Source organism: Candidatus Bathyarchaeia archaeon, assembly GCA_041447175.1.
In the GTDB taxonomy this organism is placed as follows: domain Archaea; phylum Thermoproteota; class Bathyarchaeia; order Bathyarchaeales; family Bathycorpusculaceae; genus JADGNF01.
This window is the reverse complement of the sequence record CP166960.1, coordinates 338894-358095: the sequence shown is the minus strand read 5'-3', so window position 1 is coordinate 358095 and position 19202 is coordinate 338894. Positions and strand designations below refer to the sequence as shown.

General features: G+C 46.1%; 21 protein-coding genes and 1 tRNA gene. 3 read left to right on the top strand and 19 right to left on the bottom strand.

Features of this window, described 5'->3' with window-relative positions; genetic code table 11:
- Window position 1 precedes the first annotated feature (1 nt).
- From ACBZ72_01875 to ACBZ72_01815, 13 genes are all read right to left on the bottom strand, one after another.
- Window positions 2–553, bottom strand: coding sequence for an acyltransferase (locus ACBZ72_01875; GenBank protein XES77636.1), 552 nt, complete (start codon window positions 551–553; stop codon window positions 2–4).
- A gap of 9 nt (window positions 554–562) precedes the next feature.
- Window positions 563–1612 (bottom strand): Gfo/Idh/MocA family protein, encoded by a 1050-nt coding sequence (locus ACBZ72_01870; protein XES77635.1) that lies wholly within the window; start codon window positions 1610–1612, stop codon window positions 563–565.
- The gene (locus tag ACBZ72_01865; protein XES77634.1) at window positions 1605–2609 is read right to left on the bottom strand and encodes a Gfo/Idh/MocA family protein; all 1005 of its coding nucleotides are present in this window, start codon (window positions 2607–2609) and stop codon (window positions 1605–1607) included. Before ACBZ72_01865 ends, ACBZ72_01870 begins: the two co-directional genes overlap by 8 nt.
- A gap of 21 nt (window positions 2610–2630) precedes the next feature.
- A complete protein-coding gene (locus ACBZ72_01860) occupies window positions 2631–3506 on the bottom strand; it encodes an SDR family NAD(P)-dependent oxidoreductase (GenBank protein ID XES77633.1) in 876 nt (291 codons plus the stop codon).
- Window positions 3507–3518: 12 nt separating this feature from the next.
- Window positions 3519–4463, bottom strand: a complete 945-nt coding sequence (locus tag ACBZ72_01855; GenBank protein XES77632.1) for an NAD-dependent epimerase/dehydratase family protein — start codon at window positions 4461–4463, stop codon at window positions 3519–3521.
- Complete coding sequence (locus tag ACBZ72_01850; protein XES77631.1) at window positions 4460–5239, bottom strand: nucleotidyltransferase family protein; 780 nt, start codon at window positions 5237–5239, stop codon at window positions 4460–4462. Before ACBZ72_01850 ends, ACBZ72_01855 begins: the two co-directional genes overlap by 4 nt.
- A gap of 6 nt (window positions 5240–5245) precedes the next feature.
- Window positions 5246–5932: a transaldolase family protein gene (locus ACBZ72_01845; GenBank protein ID XES77630.1), complete on the bottom strand. Its 687-nt coding sequence runs from the start codon at window positions 5930–5932 to the stop codon at window positions 5246–5248.
- Window positions 5902–6525: a D-glycero-alpha-D-manno-heptose-1,7-bisphosphate 7-phosphatase gene (locus ACBZ72_01840; GenBank protein ID XES77629.1), complete on the bottom strand. Its 624-nt coding sequence runs from the start codon at window positions 6523–6525 to the stop codon at window positions 5902–5904. Before ACBZ72_01840 ends, ACBZ72_01845 begins: the two co-directional genes overlap by 31 nt.
- Entirely contained in the window at window positions 6522–6665 is a 144-nt protein-coding gene (locus tag ACBZ72_01835; protein ID XES77628.1) for a hypothetical protein, read from the bottom strand. The genes ACBZ72_01840 and ACBZ72_01835 overlap by 4 nt, the downstream gene beginning before the upstream one ends.
- Window position 6666: 1 nt before the next feature.
- Window positions 6667–7269 (bottom strand): SIS domain-containing protein, encoded by a 603-nt coding sequence (locus ACBZ72_01830; protein XES77627.1) that lies wholly within the window; start codon window positions 7267–7269, stop codon window positions 6667–6669.
- A gap of 8 nt (window positions 7270–7277) precedes the next feature.
- Window positions 7278–8261, bottom strand: a complete 984-nt coding sequence (locus ACBZ72_01825) for a galactokinase (protein XES77626.1) — start codon at window positions 8259–8261, stop codon at window positions 7278–7280.
- Entirely contained in the window at window positions 8258–8725 is a 468-nt protein-coding gene (locus ACBZ72_01820) for a hypothetical protein (GenBank protein XES77625.1), read from the bottom strand. The genes ACBZ72_01825 and ACBZ72_01820 overlap by 4 nt, the downstream gene beginning before the upstream one ends.
- A 707-nt stretch (window positions 8726–9432) precedes the next feature.
- Window positions 9433–12036, bottom strand: coding sequence for a PQQ-binding-like beta-propeller repeat protein (locus tag ACBZ72_01815; protein ID XES77624.1), 2604 nt, complete (start codon window positions 12034–12036; stop codon window positions 9433–9435).
- A gap of 212 nt (window positions 12037–12248) precedes the next feature.
- Here ACBZ72_01815 and ACBZ72_01810 point away from each other — a divergent pair, with 212 nt between their 5' ends.
- Entirely contained in the window at window positions 12249–13064 is an 816-nt protein-coding gene (locus ACBZ72_01810; protein XES77623.1) for a class I SAM-dependent methyltransferase, read from the top strand.
- Window positions 13065–13078: 14 nt separating this feature from the next.
- Here ACBZ72_01810 and ACBZ72_01805 read toward each other — a convergent pair whose 3' ends face one another.
- Window positions 13079–13927 (bottom strand): lysostaphin resistance A-like protein, encoded by an 849-nt coding sequence (locus ACBZ72_01805; protein ID XES77622.1) that lies wholly within the window; start codon window positions 13925–13927, stop codon window positions 13079–13081.
- Between the two features lie 64 nt (window positions 13928–13991).
- Window positions 13992–14963, bottom strand: coding sequence for a TIGR03560 family F420-dependent LLM class oxidoreductase (locus ACBZ72_01800; protein XES77621.1), 972 nt, complete (start codon window positions 14961–14963; stop codon window positions 13992–13994).
- Window positions 14964–15105: 142 nt separating this feature from the next.
- Here ACBZ72_01800 and ACBZ72_01795 point away from each other — a divergent pair, with 142 nt between their 5' ends.
- Window positions 15106–15432: a Rieske (2Fe-2S) protein gene (locus tag ACBZ72_01795; GenBank protein XES77620.1), complete on the top strand. Its 327-nt coding sequence runs from the start codon at window positions 15106–15108 to the stop codon at window positions 15430–15432.
- 503 nt (window positions 15433–15935) lie between these two features.
- On the opposite strand, the gene ACBZ72_01790 is transcribed toward ACBZ72_01795, so the two are convergent.
- Window positions 15936–16012 (bottom strand) — tRNA-Thr (locus ACBZ72_01790).
- A 107-nt stretch (window positions 16013–16119) separates the two neighbouring features.
- On the opposite strand from ACBZ72_01790, the gene thiL reads away from it, so the two are divergent.
- A complete protein-coding gene (gene thiL / locus ACBZ72_01785; protein XES77619.1) occupies window positions 16120–17130 on the top strand; it encodes a thiamine-phosphate kinase in 1011 nt (336 codons plus the stop codon).
- Here thiL and trmY read toward each other — a convergent pair.
- The 3 genes from trmY to ACBZ72_01770 all read right to left on the bottom strand — a co-directional run bounded on the left by trmY (window position 17120) and on the right by ACBZ72_01770 (window position 19080).
- Window positions 17120–17722, bottom strand: a complete 603-nt coding sequence (gene trmY, locus ACBZ72_01780) for a tRNA (pseudouridine(54)-N(1))-methyltransferase TrmY (GenBank protein ID XES77618.1) — start codon at window positions 17720–17722, stop codon at window positions 17120–17122. The two genes, thiL and trmY, sit on opposite strands and share 11 nt — an antisense overlap.
- A gap of 230 nt (window positions 17723–17952) precedes the next feature.
- Complete coding sequence (locus ACBZ72_01775) at window positions 17953–18753, bottom strand: TrmB family transcriptional regulator (GenBank protein ID XES77617.1); 801 nt, start codon at window positions 18751–18753, stop codon at window positions 17953–17955.
- Between the two features lie 171 nt (window positions 18754–18924).
- A complete protein-coding gene (locus tag ACBZ72_01770; protein XES77616.1) occupies window positions 18925–19080 on the bottom strand; it encodes a hypothetical protein in 156 nt (51 codons plus the stop codon).
- Window positions 19081–19202 lie beyond the last annotated feature (122 nt).

Sequence of the window (19202 nt, the reverse complement as noted above, 5' to 3'; positions counted from 1 at the left end):
CTTACAGTTCTCGATAGGGCTTATGGTTCAAGCCAATTTTGCAACGCAAATTAAATACAGAACCCGCAATATGTGCAGGAACGCCGTAGGCAACAGAATTCGGAGGAATGCTCTTTGTCACAACAGAACCGCCGCCTATTAGAGAACCTTTTCCTACTCGAATATAGGGAAGAATTGTTGAGTTCCCGCCGATCTGTGCCCCATCTTCGATTGTTGGACCACGCATACATTGCCTCGAATATGCACATCCAGGATGAACATCGTTTAACATAACAACTCCTGGTGCAACAAACACGTTATTGCCTATGGTTGTAAATTGGGAGAGGTAGCAATTGCAGTGGATTTTTACTTCGTTTCCTATTGTACAACTGTAGTCAATAACGGTGTTAGACCAGACTTTCACGTTATCTCCTAAACTGCAATTTTCCCTTATGACCACGTTATGTCCAGTTTCAAGGTTTCTACCAATCTTGCTTGATGGCTCAATAAATGTTCCACTACGTATGATCCAGCCGTTTTTTTTAGTCGCATTAAAGGTTTTGAGGGAATTCACCATTTGACATCAAATGAGCGGTTCAAGTGAGCCATAATTAGCAATTGATTTTTGAGCCGTTTCAAGAACTCTAACAACAGATACCCCATCTTCACCATCAGTGATTGGAGTAGAATTTGAAGCCACACAAGACAGAAAATGCTCACATTCGTTTTTCAGAGTGTTGCTTAAATCGATATCATATGCTGAGAAGGCATTTGTCGTTGAATCAAATTTTGATTGCGGGAATTTTCCGACAACTATTTTCGTTTGATGATGGTTTGAAATGTCGTCACAGTTTAGAATCCCCCGTTGCCCAGCTACAAAAACGCGCCGATTTTTAGTATAGTCAAGCCAATTAAGGTAGATGGTGGCTACGATGTTATCTGCAAAATGTAAGTTTAGGATAACACAATCGTGTAGTTCTGAAGCGTTTCCGTTTAGTATAGAACGGGTGCAGGTTGCCGAGACAGCCTTTGGCTCAGCAGCCATGAGGTAATTTACGATTGAAATCTGATGAGGACCTAGGTCCCACAAAACATCAGCGTAGTTGCTTATGGTTTTTCCTGTCCACATATCAATTGAGTTTGTCATCCAGGAATGGATGTACCGTAAGGGGCCGATTTCGCCCAAATTGATTAAACGTTTGAGTTCTTGGATTGCTTTATTGTAGATGTACGTGTTTCCCACCATGAGAACGCGGTTCACATCTTTGGCAAGTTTAACAAGTTCTAAACCTTGAACAAAACTGGTTGTCAAAGGTTTTTCGACAAAAACATGTTTCTTCGCCAAAAGGCACTCTCGTGCAATTTTGTAATGAGTAGAAGGAGGAGTTGCAACATAAACGGCGTCAACGCAATCGCCCCTAAGCATTTCCTCATATTGAAGATAGGGGGTTACTTTGGGGCTTTGGATTCGAACTTTTTTTAGGATATCCTCATTCATATCGCAACATGCCTTAACGCATGCTTTAGATTCATCAAAGATTTTTATCCACTTAAAGCCCCAATGGCCTAAACCTATTATTGCAACACTAATGTTAGTTGCTTCTTGAAAACCAACCGTAAAAGATTCATGCATGAAATGCTGTTGCCTCTGTTTTTCGATTGGATTTGTAGATTGCCTCAACCAGTTTCAAGGCTTCTAGACCATCCAGGCCACTTCCGAGAGGTTCGCGATTCTCTTTTATTGCGTTTACGAGTTCCCGCCATTCTTCTCTCCAGGAAGGGTCTTCCCCTCGAAAATCAATAATTTCTTCGGTAAAAGGCTTGGTAAAGGACCGTTTACCCAGAATTGCTTTCTCAGGACCGTAACTCCCTCCAAGACCTTCTGCTAGAGCATAACCATCTTTTCCAAAAACTTCAAAAGAGAAAAGATTTCGCCATTGCGTCCAACTGACATGTAAGGCGGCAATTTGACCGTTAGGGGTACGTAGAAGCGCGAATGCGTTATCTTCCAGTGGGGCGACCGCCCAATAGTTTGTGGCTATAAACCCTGTAACTTCACTGAAAATACCGCCAAACCAGCGGAATAAGTCCAGAACATGAATTCCCTGATCCAAGAGTTCTCCTCCGCCAGCCAAGTTGGAATTACCTCGCCAGTCCTTTTCGTAGCTCAACCGTCCGCATGTTCCATATCTGCAACGTAAAAAAGATAATTCGCCAAGGGCACCTTGGTCAAACCACTCTTTAACTTGGACAATAGCAGGGTGATGGCGGAGGTTAAATCCACACTTAAGGATGACGCCAGTTTTTGTGGAGGCGTCCAACATTGACTGCGCTTCTTTTTGGTTTCGTGCTAAAGGTTTCTCGCACAGAACGTGTTTTCCGTTTTCTAAAGCGGTGATGCTCATGGGGGCATGCAGATGATTTGGGGAACAGACTATAACGATTTCCACTTCAGGATTAGCTACTATGTCTTCCCAGCGAGTTGCAACAAAGCAATTAAATTCAAAAGCCAAAGTTTTCGATTTTGTCGGGTCGCTGTCTGCAACTGCAATGATTTTGTCGCCATTTTCCCGTACAGCTTTTGCCCTACGCCAGCCTTGAAGGCCACAACCTATAATGCCAACGTTCATTTCGCGTTCATCTGCACTCTATTAAGCAACGGCTTTTTTTGAACCAAATAAAACGTCATCAATTCGCCGCAAGGTATACAGTTCTCCAGACATTATCACATGGATTTTCTCCTTTGTCATTGCCGACCAATTATCCCAAACCGCGCTTATTAGACGCCCTGAAAGCCCGTCTGACTCGTCGGATGCCAAAAACACAGCTAATCCTGCGGCTGACTCTAAAGAACGGGCAGTTTCTTGTTTGGCACCGTTTGAGACGGCTAACTCGTTGTTGCCTGCTCGTGGACCTGCATTCAATACCTGCTCATGCAAATAAGTAAAGATGGCACCTGGAGCGATGGCGTTTACTTGAATATTGAATGGCGTCAGTTCCTGTGCCAAAGTGCCAGTAAAGCCCACTATGGCGCTTTTAGAGACGGCGTATGCGGAGAAATTGGGTCTGGGTCCAGTAGCGCCACCTCCAGACAGGTTAATAATTTTGCCTTTGTTTCGCTTTATCATTTCCGGCAAAACAGATTTACAACATAAAACCGTCCCAATTAAGTTCACGTTTATCGTATCTATCCATGAATCAACAGGGTTTTCAGCCAATGGACCAATAGGACCGATTACGCCAGCATTGTTAACTAGAATTTCAATCGTTCCAAACTCGGTAAGAGTTGAATGCACCATTTTGTCTACGTCGGTTTTTTTGGAAATATCAACCTGAAGACTTAAGGCATTTCCACCTAAAGCGCGTATTTGACTAGCGGTTTTCTCAACTTCTGAAACTGTTCTGGAGACGACAACAACGTTTGCGCCCTCATGGGCAAAAGTCAGAGCAATAGCTTTACCGATGCCCCGCCCAGCACCTGTAATAAGTGCGGTTTTGTCTTTCAATTTTGGTGGTTGGGCGCTCAAGTTTTTGTCCATTTAAACGTGATTTAGTTCAGCAATTGTCCATTTAGCGGTTATAGAAAGGGCTTCTTTTGCAGAAATCTCGGGAACCCAACCTAACGACTTGATTTTGTTTATGGAGAGATGCACTACGGGATTATCACCTATCCATCCTCTTGCCCCACCCGTGTAATAGCGCTTCACATGCACAAGCGACATTTCTTTGATCACAATGTCGGCAACTTCGTCAACGGCGGTGTTTTCTTCAATTGCCAAATTGAACAAGTTAACTTCCTCGGTGGATTGCTGATAACCCGTCATCATTCCATTGACACAGTCGTCAACGTGCAAGTATTCTTTGCTTTGGTTTCCATCCCCAAGAATTTCAATGGAAGCGGGATTCCGCTGCAGTTTATGAACGAAGTCCCACACTACACCTCTGCGGCAACGTTCGCCAATTATGTTTGCGAACCGGTAAGCCCAAAACTTGATTGGAGCAAACTCTGTGAATGCTTCGGCGTATGCTTCGCAGGCGAGTTTTGATGCCCCATACAGAGAGGTTTGAGTTGGCATATAATCTTCAGGCGTAGGCTGCACTGTTGCTGCTCCGTATATTGCTGAAGTTGAAGCAAAAACAAGGTCAGATATTTTGTTGTGAACCATCGCTTCTAAAATGTTTATGGTTCCGACCAGGTTGTTTTCGAGGTCTGCTCTGTGGTTGGCGAGGCTGTTTCTTATGTTTGCATGTGCAGCTAGATGAAAAACAACATCATGCCCAGCGAAAATTCTGGTAAGTTCTTGGGCGTTTTGAATATCCACGGTGTAAACTTTGAGTTTGGGGTTATCTTTGTGCTGTTTCAGGTTTTCCATGGTTCCGCAGGTCATGTTGTCGATTACCGTGACTGCGTATCCGTCGTCAATTAGTCGGTCGACGAGGTGACTTCCAATAAAGCCTGCCCCGCCCGTGACAATTGCTTTCATGCAGGGTTTACCTCTGACAGTTTTTCAATAAGCGGTATTGCTCCAGAGTTGCTAAAACACATATTACATGCCTGATAGGCTTGGTGAGTCCCAATATCCCACAAGTAGTCTTTAAGCATGTAACCGTAAACGGTTTCCTGCCTACAAAGCCATTCAATAAACCTGCCCGGTTGGTCAGTAGGCAACTTTAACGCCAAATACTTGCTAAACCGTCGGTTTACTCCTCTTTTGAACGCATAAACCGCTCCGCAAACCAGCGTGGTCGTGGGCTTTGCAGGTTTTTCAACAAAATCCAAAAGTTTTCCTTCTCCATCCACGGTTACTGTTGCACAACGTTTAGCTTCCTCCAGATTTGCTACTTCATACAGAGCAACAACCGAGCCGTTTTTCTTGTTGAACGCTTCCAGAAAGCCCAATAGATTGTCAGTAAACACGCCGTCGCCAGCAATGACCAGCACGTCGTCTTTAGGCTCTTTTTTTATGATATTGGCAATGGCTTTTATTGCACCTGGTTTTTGTTTCTCGTTTGATGAGGCGTCCGGAACAAGCTTGATGCTGCTGTAGGATTTCGTGTCGAGCCATGCTTGGAATTGGGGTTGGAAAAGCATGTTTGTGGACAGAACAATGTGTGTTAGGGGAGGATTGAGGGCGCGCAGTTTCTCGACGATGTAGTCCAGTATAGGTTTACCAGCAACAGGCAGCAAAGCTTTAGGCACACCTAAGGTTAGGGGCCAAAGCCGTTTTGCATATCCACCTGCAAGGACAATCGCATACACGTAAGGTCACGAGTTACTTGTGGCTGTTTGGGTTGTTTTGAATTCCAGCCAGGCTTGGTCGAACTCTTTGATAGTGTCCTCGGTCTTCTGGTGAAACGGCATCTGCCGTAAAACTTTGGGGGTGATTGTAACTATGTGGGCGCCTGCTGCAGCTGCTTGAACTACATCTTCCGGTTTGCGTATGCTCCCAGCGATGATTTTGGTTGGCAAGTTGCTTTCTTCAAGTAGGAGTTTGGAGTCTTGGATGACTTTAACGGGGTCGCCACCTGCGTCGCGGACTCTGCAGAAAAAGATGCTTGCATATGTTGCTCCCGTAAACGCTGATAGCAGAACTTGGTTTGCGGTAATAAGGCAGGTGATGTTGGTTTTGATTTTTTCCTTGTGTAATTTGTTGGCGAGAACAAGTCCTCTGCCGTTGCCAAACATCGGGATTTTTATGGCTATGTTTTTTGGGTTCCAACTTGAGTATTCTTTTGCTTCGGCAATTAAGACCTCGTCGCTTTCGCCTGTTTTGGTTACTTCGATGCTGACGGGGGCATCGATTGTTGAGAGGATTTCTTTGACGCGGGTTTCGAAGTTTATTCCTTTTTCGTTGGAGAAGATTTTTTGGTTTGTGGTGACGCCGCTTATAACGCCCCACCGCAGAAGCTCTTTTATTTCGTCTATGTTTGCGGTATCAAGGAATATTTCCATGATTCATTCACTTCTTTTTCAATTAGTTTGGACGCTTCCAGAAGGCTTGAGGCAATATAGTCGGGCTTTACATCTAGATACTTCATGAACCGGCACAAATCGCATTTCAAATCGCCCAACAATATAGGTTTACATCCAACTGCCCGTGCAGCTTTTATGTCGGTTACGCCATCGCCCACCATGAAACATTTTGATAAATCCAAGCAGTGATCCTTGGCAGCTTTTAGAAGTAACCCAGGTTTAGGTTTTCTGCAATCACAGTTGACTCGGTACTCTTTTTTTCTGGCTTTGGGGTGGTGGAAGCAGTAGTATTCGCCGTCTACGTGAGCGCCTTTTTCTTCAAGCAATGCCTTCATTTTCAGTTGGATTTTTTCGAAGCCTGCCTCGGTTAGTTTGCCTTTTGCGATGGCAGGTTGGTTTGAAATCACTATGACTTTTAGCCTCAAGCGGTTGAAGATGGAAATTGCTTTTGCTGCGCCCCGCATAAGCTTGAATTGTGAGGGATTAAGGGGAGAATCCAAGATGCCGTGTTCGGGAAAGTATACGATTTTGTTTATTACTCCGTCGCGGTCTAAGAATATGGCGTTGGTCATTCGCTTTCTTTCTCTACGATTTCGCCGATGTCAACGATTTTGTATTTGAGTTCAAGACTGGAGAGGAGAGTCTTGAGCGATTTGCCAACTTGCTCAACAACATCATCCTTGCTGTCAATCCAAACGATGATACGCTTCACGTTATCCACTTTCTGTTATGGATTGACGAAGACCAGCACACAGCAAATGCGACAGCACAACATGGAAACCTTCAACTTGAGGAGTGGAATTCACGGGCACCACAATGCAGGCGTCAGCTACTTGTTTCAGCGCGCCACCATCAAAACCTGCTAAACCAAGCACTTTACCGCCGTTACTCTGGACAAATTTTGCTGCCTTCAGCAAGTTCTGTGACCATATTCCTGCCTGGTCCGAGCCAGAACCCCCGTGAACACTTAGGACGATTAAAACGTCGCCTTTGTTCATCAAGTTCTTCAGCTGCTCGACATATACGTTGTCCCAGCCTAAATCGTTGGTGAGGGCGGAAACCAGCGGGATGTTATCGTTTAGGCAAACTGTTCGAAAACGTTTTTTGCCTTCAACCGCAGTGAACTTTGCTAAGTCGCAAGTGAGGTGAGTAGCTGAAGAAGCTGAACCTCCGTTACCAGCCACGAAGACCTGTTTGTCGCCCTGCCAAGCATCAAAAAGCAGCTTCACAGCTTGTTGGATATCATCTTGGGAAACGGTTTGGACTACGGTTTGGAGCTCTTGCAGGTATTCTTTAATGAAGAAAGGGGTATCCATTTTTTCGCCTACAGATGAAGAGAGATTTTTGATCCATCGGGTTCAAAACCGAATGCTATTTCCCGCAAACCTTCTTTTGCCATTGCTTTGCGCAGTTTTGTTCGTCCATTTTCACAGTAGAACATGAGAAACCCTCCACCGCCTGCACCCATGATTTTGCCGCCTAGAGCACCCGCTTTGAGTCCAACTTCGTACCAGTGGTCTATTGTTTTGTTTGAAATTATGGGGGAAGTTGCCTTCTTTACCTGCCAGTGCTCGTTTTGTAGTTTACCAAACTCGTTTAAGTTTCCCGTTTCTAATGCGTGTTTAACTTTGTAGCCGATGTCTTTGATAATGTGCATGGCATCGAGGGCTTTGGACCCATCTTGTTTTACGTTTGTAGCTTGGTCATTCAGAACCGACAAGGAGCTTCGTTCAATTCCGGTGTAGAAGAAAACTAGGTTATGTTCAAGCTCGCGAACTGCTTCGTCTGGGATTTTTAGGTTGGTAACTTTTACTTGACCATCCCTTTGGATGTCCAGACAAACAAACCCGCCGAACGCTGCGATGAATGTGTCTTGGTAGCCGCAGGGTTCTTGGAGAATGTCCATTTGAACGCGGCAGGCTTCTTCGGCGAGTGCTTGACGAGGCATCTGCTCATCTTTGTATGTATGCAGTGCGTGTAGTAGTCCAACGGTGAAGCAGCTTGAAGAGCCTAAACCTGTTTTTGATGGGACCTCGGCAATGGAGATTAATTCGATGTTGCTTGTTAGATTGAGCAGCCGTAAGGATTCCCTTATCACGGGATGTTGAATGTTATCGATGGGGTGAACAATTTCGGTTATGGAGTAGCTGGCTCGGATTGGTTTTTCAAATCTGCGGTTTACTACTAAGTAAATGTATTTGTCTAAAGCGGAGGTGACAACAAAGCCGCCGTATTTAGAGCTGTATGAGGGGAGGTCTGTACCTCCTCCACCTAAAGTGAGCCGTAAAGGAGTCTTGCTAACAATCATGTTTTGTAGACGCCAACGCCATTTAAGTGAATGATAGAGAGGTACCGTGCAAAATTGAAGTCATTAAGCCACTGGATTGCATGGGTGTTTCCCCAACTTTGAGCTATGGTGCTTATTTTTTGGGTTTGAGAGAAGCCGTAGGTTTTGACTGTTTTTGATAGGATGCTTTCGGTTGATAGCTTTAGTTTGTTCACTACTGCCGTCAATGCTTGGGCCAGTTTTGCGCTTCTTATGTTGCTGACGAATTGAACGGTCAAGTCAATTATGCCTCTCTCTAGACGATTTAGGGTTCGGTACCATAAGCCACGTCGAAGGGCGAGTTTTTTGATTTGTGTTAGTTTGGGGATAGACAGTGTTTGGGGGATACCAGACTGGTTTTTTTGGATTGGGGTGTTTGGGTGTGTGGCGTTGTTTTGTTGATTGCTGTTTATGCTTGCAGTTTTTAGTGTGCGTTTGTTTAACAAGCTGTCTTGCCCCTTCCTCAGCACACTACTTCAGCATAATAATAAAAACTTTCTCAACTATTCAGAATCTAAACAAAAAATATTTAGGACTTAACGCATCACTTTCAAATAAAGGTAACATAGGTACCCGAAGTATTTTGATCATAACACAAACGGACGGTAGCGGAACCGCAACTATGCCTTCGTGTTTCCTTAAAAGACCTAATAAGGCAATATGTAAAAGGAAAAATCCGAAAACCACTCAGAATTCGAACACATTTAAACTGTATGTTTTAGGCTAAACAATCCACTCAAGTAAATGAACATTCGAAAGAGGCTTCCAAAAAGGAAGTATGGGGCGATTTTGGCGATTGCTCAGGTACATATTACCAGAAAAACGCTTACCCTAAAAACCAAAAAAGCCTCAACAAATCAGCCCCAATTCTTAAAGTGGGTTTCATTCTTTAAATTCCTCTCCTAATTTTCGCGAAAGGCATATGGAGAAGGTAACCTAATAAGGTTTTCGAAAAACAAACAGTTAACACCAAAAAAAGCGACCTTTTTGAACATATCCCAAAGAAAACAAAACATTGCATAAAAACAGGAGGGTTATATAATAAAAACGCTGATAGACGTCAGCTGCTACTTGCCTTAAAACAACAGGTACGTCACAATTTGTAGGACAAAAATAAAAAAAGAAGAGGGGCTTCTTCGGTTTATTTTTCGATTTATTTTCGTCTGCGGATAACCAAAGCCACTGCGACGACTGCAAGGACTATTACCGCTACAACGACGCAGGTCAGATAGGTTTCAGTTGCTGGGTTTTGGGTTGGTGGAGGAGCAACGGAGGGTGATGGGGAAGTTGGTGCGGTTGTTGTGGGTGTTGCAGTCTGAATTGGTGTGGCAGTAGCGCCGGGTGTTGGTGTAACAACCGAGGGAGCTGCAGCAGGTCCGACGCCCATGTAGGTGGTTGCGTCTGAGCCTCCGTAGGCGTTGGTTCCTTCGAATGTGGCAATTATTTTGTATTGTCCTTCGATTGGGGGCGTCCACATTAAGCCGTAGTTGCCGTTTGAGTCACTGCATGCAGTGCCGATTTCTTGGGTGTTGCCGTTTGAGTCAAGGGCTGTTAGGTAGACTTCTACTCCAGCCGCGTCGGGTTTTGGCTTCTGCATGTAGAGGTATGCCATCCAATCGCTCATGCATGCATCAGAGATTGCGGGGGTACCTTTTGCTCCTTCGGATTGGTCGGTGACTGTGCCTGTGATCATGACGCATGTGCCTAAGGGTACAACGGTTTGGGGTGCAGAGACGGTTGTGGCGCTAGGTCCTTTGCCAACGGAGTAGATTTGACTGTCATATAGGTTGTAGAAAATTAGGTATCCATCTGCAACTGCCATCGTGTTTGTATGTCCCCAGCCGTCCAGTGTCCAGACTTCGGAGCCATCATTTGCGTCAACGCAGCGTACCAGCGCGCCTTCGTAGAGGGGTGTGTTGGGGGAGTGTTCGCTGGTGAAGAGGTAGATTTTGCCGTCAGCAACTGCACCGATAAGCAGAGGATAGTTGCCGTATACTGTATTGAGGCCACTGTTTGTGCTGTTGCCTTCGCCGCCGTTACCGTAGGTCCAGAGCAGATTACCTGTTGCGGTGTCATAGCAGTAAAGTACGCCACCGTAGCCACAGGTGTAGAGGTGACCGTAGGCGATGGTGTTTGAGGTTAAGGCGCCACTGGTTCCGCTGTAGTAGTTCCACGCGTTTTCAGGGTCAGTTGGGCCCCAAACTTTTTTGCCCGTATTTATGTCGTAGCCGAACCACTGCATAGTTTCACGGTATTCAATGGTTAAGATGCCTGTGTCTGGGTCTACCGGTCCGACCAGAACGGTGTAGTTACCTTCTGGGGCGGGGTAGTCTTTGAGCCAGAGCAGTTGACCGCGAGTTTCAGGCTTAAGGCTGATTGCCCAGAGGGTGTAGGGGTCTGCTGTGCCGAAAAGTCCGCTGGAGGTTGAGCCTGCGCCTTGTAGGGTTGTGCTTTTACCGATAACCATGTTGTCAGGGATAACGCTTAGTATAGCTGGTGAACCTGAACCAGGCAGGTCGGGTATGGTGACGTTCCAAGTGTAAGCGGTGCTAGCGTTGATGGTTTTGCCGACTGGTCGCCATTGCCAGAAGTTGGTTCCGCTTGTGCCTCCTAATTCATCAGGTGCAGCGGTGTTGTTCCACAGGGCAAGCCATCGTTTGGCGTAGTTTAGTTGGTAAATTAGAATTTCGCCGTTGGGACCATAAACTTGTGTGCCTGAAGGAACATTTGTGAGGTCAAATAGCCAAAGGTTAGTTAAGGGGTCGTATGCGGACCAGGTGGTTCCCGAAGTTACCCACAGGTACCCGTTTGCGATGATGCCGTGTTGGTTAGGAGATTCATAGTCGTATAGTTGACCACAAGTAACGCGAGTGATGTCTTCACGTACCCACATTTGTTCGCCAGTGCGTATGTCAACACAAGCAACTCCGGCGCCGTTTACTTGGTCACTAAGGGGAATGGAGTAGTAAACGTAGCCGTTGATGATTATGGGGTTAGCGAATTTTGACTCGTATTGTGGTCCGGGGTAGTAACTGTTTTCAGCGGACACCTCGTAGCTACCGCCGACGATGCCTCCGAACATCAAGGGTTCATTCCACATTATGTGGCTAGTTTCGGGGGCTGCTCCGTTGGGTTGAACACGCAACATGATTTGTGGGCTGCCAAGCCAGTTTGAGGCAAGGGCTGCCCAAGCGGTGTTTTGACCTTCAATTGGGCGTGTCCAGTAGCCAGTCGGCAATGGATAACTTGCGGGTCCAGGAACTTCAGTTTGCTGCACTGTGAGTTTTGCAGTTGCGCTGCTTGCAAGGTAGGTGTCGTTAACATAGTCGCTTGCTGTGCCAATTTCACCTGTGGGACCATACAGAGAAAGCGTTTGTCCGGGGAAGTTCACAGTGAATGTGTATTCTCCAGTTTGGTCGGGGTTGAATATGGTTCCTCCGCTTCCAACAGGGTCAGAAACGAATGGACCTAGAGTTGTGGTTGTTCCGTCTGGTTTGACTACGTCGATTGTTATGTCGCGCCATCGGTCTCCTCCACTGCCACCTGCGGTTGGTGGAGGTACGTCGAGCCAGTAAATGACTGCAGTTGTTTGACCTACCCCAATTGGGTTAGGGGCCACTGTGAGGTAGGCGTAGGTTGGGATTTGCCATGCAGGTGTATGTGCGTTGACGATGGGAAAAGCAACGATAGGGAAAACGAGTGTCAAAGCCAGAAGCGTAGGTATAACTAACGCTGTTCTTTTCGTTAAAGGTTTCATCCTTTTCTCTCCGTAATTTGCGTGCAGAACGATGTATGGTAGTGTTAATGAAGCTTTCCCCTAATACCATAGAACTAACGTTAAGTTAAAATGTTAGCCAAACCCAAAAAAGCTACTTGTTTTGAACGTAAGAGGATTGCTTGTTGGACACAAAACCTATATGTGTCTGCCAGACGATGAGAACCTAACTGCAACGTGAAGGTAAAAGAAACGTGACGGACACGCAAACGCTGCGCCAGCAAATACATGAAGCCAACAGAGCCGTACATAAAGTTGAAGTCTCCTACTACGAGCTCTTTCACCCCGAAGTCTACAGCAAACACGAACAAAAAAGGATAACAGGAACCCTCCAAAAAGCAGGCAGCCTCGTAGTCAACAACGGTAAAAGGGCACTGGATTTTGGAGCGGGAACAGGCAATTTGACGGAAAAACTGCTCACCATGGGTTACGAGGTAACGGCTGTGGATATTTCTGCGGAGATGTGTGAGCTTCTCAAAAAGAAGCATCGAACTTACTTGGATGCAGCGAAGTTGGCGGTGGTTAACGCTCCTATTGAGGATGTGAGTTTTGAGGCAGGAAAATTTGATTTAGTAACGTGTTACTCGGTTCTGCATCATCTGCCTGACTACGAGGCGGCGCTAAGGCAGCTTTGTGGCTTTTTGAAACAGGGCGGCGTCATATACTTGGACCATGAAGCATCCCCGTACTACTGGAAGATGGAGCCCACCATGCTGGCGGAACTGATCAAAGCAGTATACTTCCACTCCAATCCCATACTTAACAGCATCTACTTCCAGATGGTCGGCTTCAAAGTACCCACCTTAGACTACACACTGTCGGATTACTGGCACAAAAAAGAGCATTCGATGGACCACCAAAAAATCGCCGGAATCTTCAAAAAAGAAAAATTCAGCTCAGCCAAAAGAACCGACTACTACCTCACGGGCTCATGGATTTACAACCCCGTCTTTTCCGTGTATAAACATGTTTGCAGACCAGAGATGAGTTACTGGATAGCCAAAAAATAGGATGTGCTCCGACTTTAGGGGTTGGCAGGCAGGTTCTGTGGCTCAACTGGTTGCGGGGACTCGGCGGGAACATCTTTGAACTTGTTGGGGTCAATGCGGATTTTCTTGAGTACAAGGTAGTTAATTGCAAATATGGCACCCACTGCTATTAGTGCGAAACGGGCGGCTAAGCCTACTTCCGTGCTTGTTGCTGCGCCCAAGAAGCCTGTAGCATCGTATAAACCGTGTATGATTGCAGGCGCCAAGAGGTTTCCGCCTGACCAGTAATAAGTTATCGCCATGGCAACGCCGAAAGCGGTGAGGGTTATGAAGGGGATGACACTGGCAACTTCGTAGGTGACTGCGTAATAACCATGAACACCCGCAAACATGACGCTTGATAAGATTGCGAGAGGGAGCCAGTGTTTGCCCTTAAAGATGCTAAGAAGCCCGCCGTACATGAAGCCGCGAAACAGGTATTCCTCAGCTGGACCCACCACGAGCAGGGAAACTGCAATCAGAACCCAAGCTTCAGTGGGGGTAACTTCAAGCACAGGGTTAGGTTTGCTAAGCAAGTCAAGAGCATTGGGGTTAAACTGCATAATAATTGTCATAGCAATAACCGAGAAAACAAATCCCAGCAAAGTTAAGGCACCAAAAAGTCCCAAGCCGTTTTTTAAGGCAAACCGATTGTTTTTGGCGGCTTTAGACAGGAGCGGTTTGCCAAAAATTAAACTGACAACCAAAATGGGTATGCCATACACTACCAAGTAACCCGAGATTTGCCCCAATGGAACAAAATATTGAAGATAAACCGCCACGAAAATCACAGCTACTCCAAAGATATAGAGAGCTTTGTTAAGGGGTTTTTCAGCCGAGAACATCACAGGCACGCTGAAAGTAGTTCTTGTTCAAGCTTAAAAGGATAGACCATACGGAGGAAACAAGCTAAGTTTCGGAAACGGATTCCGCGAAAAGCCGTAGACTGCCCAAATCAGGCAAGTCCCCGAAAAACAACATGAAATGCGTTACGCCCAAATCCAAGTATGGCTGCAACATAGCTCCAACCCCACCTGGTGTACCAACGTAGCTGAATTTCTCAAAAGCCTTACGACTTACACCGTCAGGCATTAGTTTTTGGAGTTTGTGGTCAAGCTCAGTTTGGTTTGAGCAAAGGATTATCTGACCAGTGGGCCAGCATGATTTCTCTAAGGAAACAAAGCTTCTGCCTAAGGCTTGGCAGTAAGCTTCCAAAACGTGCAGTTTATGTTTGTACAGGTCAAGGGGCTGGTAGCCGAAGTCTAAGCGGTCAGCATACTTGGCAGTGACTTTGAGCGTATATTTTTCTCCACCTCCACCTACAATGATGCGGGGATGGGGCATTTGCAAGGGTTTGGGTTCACACACAGCGTTCGCAACCTGAAAATGCTTGCCCACGAATGTAACTTCGGGTTTAGTCCACAAGGCTTTAACTATTTCCAGCGTTTCAGCGAGCCGTTCCACACGTTGAGGTGTCGTAGGGAAGGCGAACCCGTAGGCTTCGTGTTCTTGCTGCTGGACACCTGCGCCGACACCGAAGTCAAGCCTTCCGCCCGAGATTACGTCTACGGTTGCTGCCATCTTTGCTAGCAGAGCGGGGTTGCGAAAGCCGTTGCAGGTAACCATTGTGCCCAGCCTGAGGTGGTTAGTGGCGGCGGCTATCGCTGAGAGGGTGGTCCAGCATTCAAGCAGGGGGTTGTTGCGGTACATGAGGTGGTCGTCAAGCCAAACTGAATCGTAGCCTAACCGTTCACACTCCAAAACAACATCCAGTATTCGGCTAAACAGCGTTTGGGACGGCTTCAAGTTTTGGTTTTGAAAAGCGTATGCAGGAAGAAACACACCAAAGGTAGCCGAACCCAAAGCAACGTTCACGCTCACGGCTCAAATTATCACACAAGTATAATAGCTCTTCCCAAAGGTCAAGCTCAAGGTTCAGAAAACTATCAAAACCACCATTACCAACCTGTTTTTAAGAAACCAAAATAAAATACTACTTGTTGAGAATTAGTTGGTGAAGGTATTGGAGCAAATTATTGTCGCTAAAACATCCGAAATTCCTGTTGGTGAAATGAAAAAGTTCACCCTTCAAGGGCAAGAGGTTTTGGTTGCAAACGTAGCGGGCAACTTTTATGCGCTCGGAGCGCGATGCACACATAAAAACGGCGACCTCTCAAGGGGCACTCTGGAAGGTAACGTTGTTACTTGCCCAAACCATGGAGCCCAATTCGACGTAACCACAGGCAAGGTCGTTTCGCCGCCAAAAGTGGGACCGTTTCACCCAAAAATCCAAGACAAACAAACCTACCAAGTCAAAGTCGAAAACCAAGACATACTAGTCCAACTCTAACGGGAAAAGAAGAAAGTAACATTCTTTGGAGCGCAGCCCAAACCTAAAGTTACCGTTTACGGGCTTCGCACTGTAAAATTTTGGGAAAAACTAAGCATTCGTCCGGCAAAGGACCACTCAAGCCAACAGAGCCAAGCAACCCTGAAAAGTGGGCGCATTTAGCTGGTGAATCGTAAACTTTGGCAGGGTAATCTACGGGTTTTACTTCGACGACGCGGGTGCCTTCGGTACGATTTCAATTTTGCTCATGCAGAAATGGGCAGGCATAGTAGGATTCGCGGGGCACCTTGGAGCGGTCAGTTAACACAGTGGGTTTCTCGAAGGTTTGCTCGCAACCCTTGTATGGGCAACGCAGCTGAGTATTGCGAGAAAGCCCGAACCCACCAAACAAACGCAACTAAGCAACCTCTCCCATTAAAGCATAAAAAACAGCCAACCGCGATGCCCAATAAACCTATCCGCCTACACGTACAACGAAAAAACACATGAAAATAAGGGTAAAATGGAGCCCCGAGCGGGCTTTGCTCCCGCGGCCTGCTGCTTACGAGGCAGCCGCTCTGCTGGGCTGAGCTATCGAGGCATCTGTGCCAGCCGTTTATTGTGATGGTGACGAACTTTTTAAATGTAACCGCGGCACCGTACAAATCACCTTAAAAACCTGTGCTTCCAATCAAAGATGAGAACAACATGAAGAAACACGAATCCCCCAAAACTGCTGCGTTGTTAGGTGAGCACGCCATAATTGAGTTGATGCAAAAGCACTTTGAGCCGATGCCTGACGTGGCGATTCCGTTTGGTGATGATGTTTCTGCTTTACCGTTAGGTAAAGGTGAGGTTGCGGTTTTGAAGGCAGACATGCTGGTGGGCAAGACAGATATCCCATGCGGCATGAGTTTATGGCAAGCAACCCGCAAAGCCGTAGTCATGAACATAAGCGACTTCGCCTCCAAAGGCGCCGAGCCTATGGCGGTTATGGTTTCGTTGGGGTTGCCTGCGGGTTTGGGGCAAACGGATTTGGAGGCGCTGGCAAAAGGGCTCAATGCAGGCGCACGAGAATACGGCGCTTACGTGGTAGGCGGCGACACAAACCAAACCAGTGACCTTATCGTTAGCGTACATGTTTATGGCACCTCCAAGCGGGAAGGCTTGATGCTGCGGCGCGGCGCAAAAGCAGGCGACATTTTGGCGGTGACGGGGCAGTTTGGGCGCTCCGCCGCTGGGCTACAACTGCTTTTAGGCAAAAGCGTTAAGGTTCCCGAAGAGTCACGGAAAGCGCTTGTTGACGCAGTTTGTTTGCCTCATGCACGCCTGCGGGAAGGACGGGCGCTGCGCGCGTCGGGGGCAGTTTCCGCATGCATGGACAGCAGCGATGGCTTGGCTTGGTGCCTGCATGAGTTGGCTACTGCAAGCGGGGTCGGGTTTGTGGTTTCCCAGCTGCCCGTTGCGGATGAGGCACGACAGTTTGCTGCCTTGAATGAGTTAGATGCGGCAACTTTGGCTTTACATGGCGGGGAAGAGTACGAGCTGGTTTTGACAGTTAAGCCTCAGATGTGGGCTGCTGCAGAAGCGGCGGTGGAGGCTGTCGGCGGCAAACTCTTACGCATTGGAGAGGCAACATCGAACAATCAGGTTCTGCTCTGCCGTGATGGAGAAAAAACGAAAATCGAAGCACAGGGGTATGAACACTTTAAAACTTGAAGCCAGCTTCGCCTTCTTGAGGCGGGACTTTGTTTTCCTTCTGCTGCACATCCAACAAATAGTTAATCACGTTAACACATGAAGCCGCCAGATACGGCGTTTTTCCAAGACTGATTTTTTCGCCAAACCGCAAAGCAAACGCTTCTGCCTTCTTAGGCAAACCCACATGGTCCCCCAAAACAAAAAGCGGGTTTGCCGCAAACTCTATGTTGTGAGCGTTTTTTCCGCCTTCTTCAAGAATGTAGACAGGGCAGTTTTCGGCTTTAGATTTCAGGAGAGCTTCAAAACCTGCTTTTTCGGTTTTCACGCCGGGGTGGGTTTTGCCGCTAAGGGCTTTTTTCAGGATTGCGTCCCAAGTGTCGATGTCGGTGCGGACATCGAAGAGTTCTTTGCCGTTGATTTGTAGGTGCAGAGGTGGATTAGGCGCGCCGTTGAGGATTGCATGCAGGGTCACGTCTCTGCGCAAGCCATGCGAGAGAAAAAGCCCTGCGACTATGCATTCGTAGACTATGTCGAGTCGTCCTGCGTCGTGGAGGTTTTTCCAGTGTGGGTCGGTTTTGCCCATGCGTGAGTAAATCAGAAATTCCCTCATGCGCTTCACAGTCACGATTATTTCCAGCGCAGGTTAATATGGGTTGATGTGAAAACACCTACTGACGTGCGATTTTTGGTTTATACCCCCTCTTTTTTTGAAAACTCCATTTTGGGGTGCTTTTGTGTTTCAGCGTCTGAATTGGGCGTAACATGCGGTTAGAAAAGGATAGAACAGGCAAAAAATGGTTATAATTGGTTAAAAATGGTTTTTCGTCATTTTTGCTTGTATCATTTTTGTATCTTTGCATGCTTCCATAATACGTCAAAATAGTTTTGGAGCATTTGGACAAAACATGGATTGTTTGAAGTTAACGCAGCCACCTCAGTCTGCAAAATATTATTTCTGTCTGAGTAAATGGCTAAATGTGCTCTTTTCCCATTGTAGATAGCAATATCCACTGGAGTTTCAAATTCGGCAACGCGGAATTCAATATTTTTCTCTCTGAGTTCCGCTTTTGTTGCATCATCTACTCTTGTGCAAGTCACTAACCTAATTTTTACATCCTTCTGGTACCTAAACTCGGATGACGCTTTTAGGCGCTCGGCAATTTGATATGAAAACCTATCGTATTTAACTACTTCATCAATTGTGTGTGCAGTCTTTATCCAATCCTTTAATGCGTGACCAAACCTTTCAATACCCGTGATTAATGTGAAATCATAATCTTTGCTGTCGCACGTTTTTGTTTCCTTTTCAAAATCTGCCGTTTTGATTAATTCTGTTGTTGTCTTTTGTAACTTAGCAATCCATGCGTTTTTACGATCAAGTAGGGTTCTTAGAGTTTTACTCAAGGACATTGCTTTGTATTGGTTTGGTATTCCAAGTTTTTTTTCGATTAAACCGAGTTGTTGCAATTCATTTAGCACGGGGTAAATCTCTTGTCGGTGAAGTTCTGTGACGTTTGCTAATTCTTTTACAGCAGCATAATCAAACCTTTTGAGAGCAAGAAGAATCTTGGCCTGTACGGGTGTTAACCCTAAATCAACTAACGTTTCAGCAGTATCTTCCGATGTGTTTTCTCTCTCCATGCGTGAATCTCCACCTCTCTATAGGTGGGCTGATTTTTATATTTATTTTTACAAAATAGTTGTCTGAAATTTTTTTTCAGACAGTTGTTTATAAGAAATTTGTGAATTTTATACAACAATTGTGTGGTATGAAAAACTTTTTCTTACAATTTTTTATAAAGTTTTCATGAGCTACTTTTTGCTACCTAAAAGAAATGAAAACGGAGAGAAAAATTTGACAAAAATTGAATCTATACGGAAAAAAGCTTTGGTAATTACACTATGTTTGCTGATCGCTTCTTTAGCTTTTGCTGTCACCCCAAATTTTTCAATTGCAGCTGCCGACACACAAACCACCAATTCAACAGAAAACAGTAACTTGCTTCAGTATGAATGGCCAACCGCTCGTGGTTCAAATACCGGCTCTTTTTACAGTGCAGGTCCCGCTCCAAGCTCACCGGGAATACAAT

Coding starts and splice junctions, on each gene's coding strand:
- trmY (XES77618.1), bottom strand. CDS start 17,722: ATGAGGGAATTTCTGATTTACTCACGCATGGGCAAAACCGACCCACAC.
- ACBZ72_01830 (XES77627.1), bottom strand. CDS start 7,269: ATGGATACCCCTTTCTTCATTAAAGAATACCTGCAAGAGCTCCAAACC.
- ACBZ72_01870 (XES77635.1), bottom strand. CDS start 1,612: ATGCATGAATCTTTTACGGTTGGTTTTCAAGAAGCAACTAACATTAGT.
- thiL (XES77619.1), top strand. CDS start 16,120: ATGAAGAAACACGAATCCCCCAAAACTGCTGCGTTGTTAGGTGAGCAC.
- ACBZ72_01825 (XES77626.1), bottom strand. CDS start 8,261: ATGATTGTTAGCAAGACTCCTTTACGGCTCACTTTAGGTGGAGGAGGT.
- ACBZ72_01845 (XES77630.1), bottom strand. CDS start 5,932: ATGGAAATATTCCTTGATACCGCAAACATAGACGAAATAAAAGAGCTT.
- ACBZ72_01815 (XES77624.1), bottom strand. CDS start 12,036: ATGAAACCTTTAACGAAAAGAACAGCGTTAGTTATACCTACGCTTCTG.
- ACBZ72_01865 (XES77634.1), bottom strand. CDS start 2,609: ATGAACGTTGGCATTATAGGTTGTGGCCTTCAAGGCTGGCGTAGGGCA.
- ACBZ72_01855 (XES77632.1), bottom strand. CDS start 4,463: ATGAAAGCAATTGTCACGGGCGGGGCAGGCTTTATTGGAAGTCACCTC.
- ACBZ72_01775 (XES77617.1), bottom strand. CDS start 18,753: ATGGAGAGAGAAAACACATCGGAAGATACTGCTGAAACGTTAGTTGAT.
- ACBZ72_01840 (XES77629.1), bottom strand. CDS start 6,525: ATGACCAACGCCATATTCTTAGACCGCGACGGAGTAATAAACAAAATC.
- ACBZ72_01805 (XES77622.1), bottom strand. CDS start 13,927: ATGTTCTCGGCTGAAAAACCCCTTAACAAAGCTCTCTATATCTTTGGA.